Source organism: Vibrio sp. V39_P1S14PM300 (genome assembly GCF_009904765.1).
Lineage (GTDB): Bacteria > Pseudomonadota > Gammaproteobacteria > Enterobacterales > Vibrionaceae > Vibrio > Vibrio proteolyticus.
The window spans coordinates 1-6,158 of record NZ_WXWP01000355.1 but is presented as its reverse complement, the minus strand read 5'-3'; the positions used below and the strand labels follow the sequence as shown (position 1 = coordinate 6,158).

The following is a 6,158-nucleotide window of genomic DNA, read 5'->3' as shown; positions in this document are numbered from 1 at the left end:
CAAATCCGTGGACCTCGGTTCGACTCCGGGACGCGCCTCCATTTCACACAATATTGTGTCTCGTTGCTTCTCTCCCTCGAGTAATTGCTTCTGCCTCGTTTACCAAAGCCATATGCTCACTATCATCCATGTTATTTCAATATCTTAGCTTTCAGTTACGATGTCACGTTTTAGCTGTATGCCAGAAAGAAGTGAATGTTTTGGTAAGCTGTGTTGGAGGCATTTTGGGCGAGAAAAGCGAGTGAAGAGATGTGCGAAGCCCGATGGCTCCGCACTCCGTTTGACCACTGATTAGAAACGGTACTCAACACCCAGACTCGCTTGTTTTAAGTCGGTTTCCGTGTCTGCGCCATTGGCGACATCTTTTGCGTTGAGCTCAACGTCATACCAGGTGTATTCGACGTTGACCAGAAGGTTATCAGTCACTTTGAATCCGACACCTGCCCCCGCGAATACGCCCTGATCATCTTCGCTACCAGACAATCCGGCGACGTCATAATCGGTGGTGTACCACAATTGACCCCCTTTAGCGTAAACATCAACTCGATCCATCACCGGAGCGGTGACTTTCAAACCTGCGGTGTAACCATCGGTTTTAGCATTGGCCACGCTGCTTCCGTACTTACCAAAGTTGATATAACCCCCTTCGACCGCCAGATACTGGTTAAATCGATAACCAACCAGCCCTTGCATTACGTCGTTTTCATTGTCGAAATCGTCTTGACCATCAACTTTTAAATAGCCGTAGTTGGCACCCACGTATACTCCATTGTCATTTGAATCGGCCGCATAAGACAGCGTGCTGAAAGTGGCTAAAGAAAGCAGGCCGGTCAGAGTGAGAATAGTACTTTTCATTGTGTTCTCCTGAGTTACTTGGTTGTTGAAATTCACTATGTATAAGTCAAAAACAATGCCAACTTTTTTACTTGAAGCTCAGGTTAACTAATTGAAAATATTCTGATAATTGTCAGGTTTATTTTAGCGGGTCAGGTACGTTGTCAGCAGTGCGACATGCTTGGGTAAATCTTAAGTTTAAGGGGAAGGCGTGGTATTTTGGGCGTGTGTGTAAATTCTTCTGGGCGGGTGCAAATCTTTCATAGTGAAGACAAAGGAAGCAAAGCCGATGAAAGCTCTGCTTCCTGAGAGTTATATAGCGCGAGTAAGGGCTGCCGCAAGAATACCGGCCGCAATGGCAGGCAGCGGCTTTTTGAACAGCAGCATCACGACAGCCGTCGACAGCAGCGCTAATCTGGCGCCAGCGTCGCCTTCCACTGCTAACGGGGCGAGTAGGGCCACCAGAACAGAGCCGGACATTGCGGTGATAAATTGTTGTACGCGGTAACCGATAGGAATAAATGACATCACGAACACGCCACCCCAACGGGTGATCAACGTGACTACCGCCATCGCGAGGATGATCAATAAAGTACCGTGAAAACTGGTTTCAATATTCATACTTTCTTTTTCTCCGTCCAGAAGGCGCCTAATGTGCCTCCGGCTAGTGCTCCCACGACGACGTGTGTGTTTTCTGGCAGATACCAGTAGGCAAACAGGGAAGAGCCAGCCGCCACTGCCCAGATAACAAAAATGCGCAGGTTCTTAGGCCCGATAGCCACCATAGACAGCAGGAAGCACCCCATAACCATATCCAGTCCCAGACTGACGGGATCTTGAATGGCGTTACCGAAATAAAACCCCAGCCAGGTTCCAACGATCCAAAAAGACCACAGGGCGATGCCGCCCCCGAGTAGAAGGCCCAATCCGGGTTCTTTGCGGCCAAATGCATTCATTGAGAGCGCCCAGTTTGCGTCAGACGCGAACAACATAACGCCGTAGCGCTTCATCGGAGAGAGCTGACGAAGCCAGGGGTAAAGTGTTGCGCCCATGAGCAGGTGCCGGGCATTGATGGCAAAAACCGTAATCAATACCGGAATCAGTGGTACCTGTGCGCCCCACATATCGAGCGTGGCGAATTGGGAGGCCCCCGCAAATACCAGCGTACTCATTAAAACAATGGAAAAAGGATCCAATCCGGTTTGGACGGCCGCCACACCAAAAGCAATACCGAAAATGACGACAAAAAAGGATAAAGGCACTAAATGAGTAAAGCCGTTCCAGACATCTTTGCGCGTAAATTCGTGCAATCTGTCGTCTGGCAACGCAGCGTTTTGAGCATGACTGTGCATAATTTTTTTCCTAGCCAGTAACCCCGATGAAGAAACATTTAGGGTCAGAATATGAATGTTATCATTATGTAAAGGCTATCATTATCACGAAATGGGTGTCTTTTCAAAACGTGCAATAACGAATTCAATAAATAAGCGAACACGAAGTGGCAGGTTATCCCTGTCCCGGTAGAGTAGAAACAGCGTCCTTGCTTTGCTGTGCCAGTCTGGCAATACGCGTTTTAGCTCACCACTGTCTATCATGGGTTTGGCAAAGTAATCCGGAATGTATCCGATTCCCAGACCCGTTTTTACGCCGTGCGTAAGCATCTTAATTTCATCCACTTCCAGGCGAATATCTTTTTGCGGCTGGTAATCAAACTCTTGTCCTGTTTGTTGGTTCACCAGTTGCCAGACCGACATCGGATGACAAACGATAACAGGATGTCCACATAAGTCAGTGGGTTGCAAAATGGTGTCCGTGCAGCTGTCTGGCCGGGTACACAAAATAAAGTGGATGTCTTTCAGCGGGCGTGCGATCCAGTAATCCACGACTGGGTTACCGACACGAAACACCACATCCATTCCCTCAGCTTCAATGTCAATCAGCGTATTTGAAAAGCGTAGATCCAACTGTATATCCGGGTGCGTAAGCAGAAAATCATAGAACACAGCGCGAAGAAACTGGGAACCGGCGTTAATCGGCGCGCTGATCCGGATTTTACCTTTGGGCTGGTGCTTCTCTTTGTGCAGATCTTCGCTGATATCCCCCAGTTCGTCGAACAGCGCATTGGAGCGCTGGAAGTACTGTTCACCAGTATGTGTCAGCGAAACTCGGTGCGCGTCGCGGTTCAGCAACCTGAGTTGTAAATCTTCTTCTAATTGACGGATGCGCCGGCTCAACGTGGACAATGGCATGTCCAGCTCCTGTGCGGCTTCTTTGAAACTGCCCAAACGCGCTACTGTGCAGAAAAAGCGCAAATCGTCGAAAGAGTAGCTAGGTTTCATTTTTGGTATTTACCGTCTTAATAATGCTTATTTATCCATATTTTGAAATCAATACACTATGAAACACTCTTTTACAAGTCATCTGGAGTGACTATGAATTCTTCTTCTTCCATTAAAGCGGTCATCTTGCTGATCATCTGCACCTTCTTTTGGGGCAGTTGCTTTCCCATTGGCAAACATGCTCTGAATGAGGTGCATGCGCTGACGCTGGTTTTCTGGAGATTTGTGATCGCGGCGGCCTGTTTGGCGGTGTATCTGAAAGCCTCTCGCAGTCGGTTACCAGACTTGAGTATCGGTCAGTGGTTATGGGTGATTGCGGTCAGTGCTGTCGGCGTCGGCGGGCTGAATCTGGGGCTTTTCACTGGTCTGCAATATACCGAGGCGACGAATGGTTCGTTGATCATGGCGTTGAGCCCGCTGATGACATCGTTGATCGCCTGCCTGATGCTCAGAAAACTCCCGACGGCGGCACAATGTTTCAGCCTGATCGTCAGCCTTACCGGCGTACTTCTTGTAATCACGAATGGTCATTTGGAAGCGTTAGTGAACATGAAGTTTAACCACGGTGACAAACTGGTGTTCTCCGGTATGCTGGCCTGGAGCTTCTATACCTATTGCAGCCAGGGGATCAGCCGATGGTTGCCAGTGATTCCATACACTTTCTTAGGCATGCTGAGTGGCGCCGCCGTAATTGGTCTGATGTGTGTGGTTACGCCTGGAGTACATCCTTTTTCAGAGCTGTGGAACAGTTCTTGGTTAGAAACAACGGAGGTGGTCTATATTGGTGTGTTCGGCACTGTGGCGGGGTATCTATTGTGGCTCAATGGTGTGCGTCATTTAGGTTCGTCGAATGCGTCTCTGTTCTTTAACTTTGTCCCCGTGTTTGCTGTATTGACAGCATTTTTGATGGGGCAATCTGTTACAGAGCTTCAATTAGTCGGGATTGCGGTCGTAATTGCGGGATTATTACTGCCTCGTGTTGCGATGTTGCGCCGGACGCCACAGACCAATTGAACCAGCGCCGGATGGGGAAACTCATCCGGCGACGTTTTTTCAAACCCACTGAGCCATTTTGTTCTATTCGCTGAACAGTGGTATTTCTATACTGTTCTCAATAAATGAGCAACGCAGGTCGATGCCATGGAAGATAAATTCAAAGACTGCCCAGGTCAGCACTTGGCAGGAATCAGTGTGTTTTCCGCACAGATGAAAGAGTTCAGCTATGCAAAGCATGCGCATGAAGAATACAGCATCGGAGTGACACTCAGGATGTTTGATTGGCACTGGATGACTGTACTTGGGTACGAAGAAAAAAGGTGAGCCTAGTGGCTCACCTTTCGTTTTAATTGGCTTTTACAGCCGGCTTTGGCGCCGCTCTGCGACGTGACTGACCGGGTTTACCTGCTGGCTTACCAGAGTTGCCATTTGTTTTGGTCGCGTTGGCGTTGTTGCCGGACGCGCTGCTATTTGGCTTGCGACGACGACGCTTATTTGGTGTCGCTGATGGGTTACCTTTGTTGCCCTCGTTAGTCGACGGCTTATTTGCGTGTGCCGCTGCCGGCTTTTTAGGTTTCTTCGGTTTCTTTGGCTTAATTGGCCGTATATCCAGTTTGGATTCCGGAACCGTATTAGTTGGTTGGTAACCGTTAAGCTCGATTCGGGGTAGCACGGTTTGTATCAGACGCTCGATACCAAACAAATCATCCGCTTCTGCAGCACAGACCAGCGAAATGGCTTTGCCTGCTTCACCAGCACGGCCGGTCCGGCCGATACGGTGAACATAATCCTCCGCTACATTAGGGAGTTCAAAGTTCACCACTTGTGGCAGTTGCGGAATATCGATACCGCGCGCTGCGATATCGGTAGCGACCAGTACACGAATGTCGCCGGATTTAAATTCGGACAGCGCTTTAGTACGGGCGCCCTGGCTCTTGTTACCGTGAATCGGGGCCGAGGTAATACCTTGTTCGTTCAGATAATGCGACAGGCGGTTAGCGCCACGTTTGGTGCGGCTGAACACCAGCGTCTGGTGCCAATTTCCGTCCTTGATCAGCTTCACCAGCATCGGTGCTTTTTTCTTAGCGTCGGCCGGGTACACACACTGTTCTACTGTTTTTGCGGTGGAGTTTGCTGGCGTGACGGAAATTTCAATTGGGTTGTTGACCAGCCCTTTCGCCAACCCACGAATATCATCGGAGAAGGTAGCCGAAAACAGTAGGTTCTGACGTTGTTCAGGCAATAGCGCGAGAATTTTGCGGATATCGCGGATAAAGCCCATGTCTAGCATACGGTCTGCTTCGTCGAGAACCAGTACATCCAGTTGGTCGAACTTGACGGCATTCTGATTGTACAGATCCATCAGTCGACCTGGTGTCGCCACCAGAATATCTGCACCTTTACGCAGACGTAGCATCTGAGGGTTAATTTTCACACCGCCGAATACGACGGTGGAGTTTAAAGATAGATGACGACTGTATGTCTCGATGTTGTCCTGAATCTGTGCTGCCAGTTCACGCGTTGGCGTGAGAATCAAAGCACGAACGTGATTCCCTTTGACACGCTGACCGTTATCCAGACGCTGAAGAATTGGTAGTGTAAATGCTGCGGTTTTACCGGTGCCGGTTTGAGCCGCTGCCATGACGTCTTTCCCTTCAATCACTGCCGGAATGGCTTGAGCTTGTATCGGGGAAGGGGTGTCGTAACCTTTTTCCTGAATGGCTTTAAGGATTGGAGCGGAGAGGCCTAAAGAGGTAAAACCCATAAATTTGATTCTCAGTTGAAGATATAACGCAGCGATCGAGTTGCTTGAGCGCGATAAGCGATCACTGACAAAGTGCGACATTCTGATGGGTTTATGAGTCTGCGGCAACCAATAATTGAGTTTTATTGACAATATAAAGGGCTTTTTGACTAAAAAATTGCGCTCGTTATGCGTCACACTCACAAGGTTAACACACGTCTTACACACACCTTCGTTACACATCA

Annotated in this window: 7 protein-coding genes; 2 read left to right on the top strand and 5 right to left on the bottom strand. The window is 48.9% G+C overall.

The genetic code is table 11. The features are described from left to right. Positions 1–291 precede the first annotated feature (291 nt). The 4 genes from CAG65_RS18795 to CAG65_RS18780 form a co-directional block, all read right to left on the bottom strand. Complete coding sequence (locus CAG65_RS18795) at positions 292–855, bottom strand: porin family protein (RefSeq protein WP_161454610.1); 564 nt, start codon at positions 853–855, stop codon at positions 292–294. A gap of 291 nt (positions 856–1,146) precedes the next feature. Continuing rightward, the gene (locus CAG65_RS18790; RefSeq protein WP_021705144.1) at positions 1,147–1,455 is read right to left on the bottom strand and encodes an AzlD family protein; all 309 of its coding nucleotides are present in this window, start codon (positions 1,453–1,455) and stop codon (positions 1,147–1,149) included. Continuing rightward, positions 1,452–2,186 (bottom strand): AzlC family ABC transporter permease, encoded by a 735-nt coding sequence (locus CAG65_RS18785; RefSeq protein WP_161454609.1) that lies wholly within the window; start codon positions 2,184–2,186, stop codon positions 1,452–1,454. The genes CAG65_RS18790 and CAG65_RS18785 overlap by 4 nt, the downstream gene beginning before the upstream one ends. Before the next feature lie 84 nt (positions 2,187–2,270). After that, entirely contained in the window at positions 2,271–3,173 is a 903-nt protein-coding gene (locus CAG65_RS18780; protein ID WP_161454608.1) for a LysR family transcriptional regulator, read from the bottom strand. A 93-nt stretch (positions 3,174–3,266) separates the two neighbouring features. On the opposite strand from CAG65_RS18780, the gene CAG65_RS18775 reads away from it, so the two are divergent. Together CAG65_RS18775 and CAG65_RS18770 are read left to right on the top strand one after the other, a co-directional pair. Beyond that, positions 3,267–4,187, top strand: coding sequence for a DMT family transporter (locus CAG65_RS18775; RefSeq protein WP_161454607.1), 921 nt, complete (start codon positions 3,267–3,269; stop codon positions 4,185–4,187). A 126-nt stretch (positions 4,188–4,313) separates the two neighbouring features. Continuing rightward, entirely contained in the window at positions 4,314–4,493 is a 180-nt protein-coding gene (locus tag CAG65_RS18770) for a hypothetical protein (RefSeq protein WP_202599456.1), read from the top strand. Between the two features lie 22 nt (positions 4,494–4,515). Here the strand turns inward: CAG65_RS18770 and CAG65_RS18765 are convergent, their stop codons facing one another. Next, the gene (locus CAG65_RS18765; protein WP_161454606.1) at positions 4,516–5,934 is read right to left on the bottom strand and encodes a DEAD/DEAH box helicase; all 1,419 of its coding nucleotides are present in this window, start codon (positions 5,932–5,934) and stop codon (positions 4,516–4,518) included. Positions 5,935–6,158: the final 224 nt, after the last annotated feature.

Bases quoted from the DNA above. Each gene is read 5' to 3' on its own strand.
- CAG65_RS18795 (WP_161454610.1), bottom strand. From the start codon at position 855: ATGAAAAGTACTATTCTCACTCTGACCGGCCTGCTTTCTTTAGCCACT.
- CAG65_RS18790 (WP_021705144.1), bottom strand. From the start codon at position 1,455: ATGAATATTGAAACCAGTTTTCACGGTACTTTATTGATCATCCTCGCG.
- CAG65_RS18785 (WP_161454609.1), bottom strand. From the start codon at position 2,186: ATGCACAGTCATGCTCAAAACGCTGCGTTGCCAGACGACAGATTGCAC.
- CAG65_RS18780 (WP_161454608.1), bottom strand. From the start codon at position 3,173: ATGAAACCTAGCTACTCTTTCGACGATTTGCGCTTTTTCTGCACAGTA.
- CAG65_RS18775 (WP_161454607.1), top strand. From the start codon at position 3,267: ATGAATTCTTCTTCTTCCATTAAAGCGGTCATCTTGCTGATCATCTGC.
- CAG65_RS18770 (WP_202599456.1), top strand. From the start codon at position 4,314: ATGGAAGATAAATTCAAAGACTGCCCAGGTCAGCACTTGGCAGGAATC.
- CAG65_RS18765 (WP_161454606.1), bottom strand. From the start codon at position 5,934: ATGGGTTTTACCTCTTTAGGCCTCTCCGCTCCAATCCTTAAAGCCATT.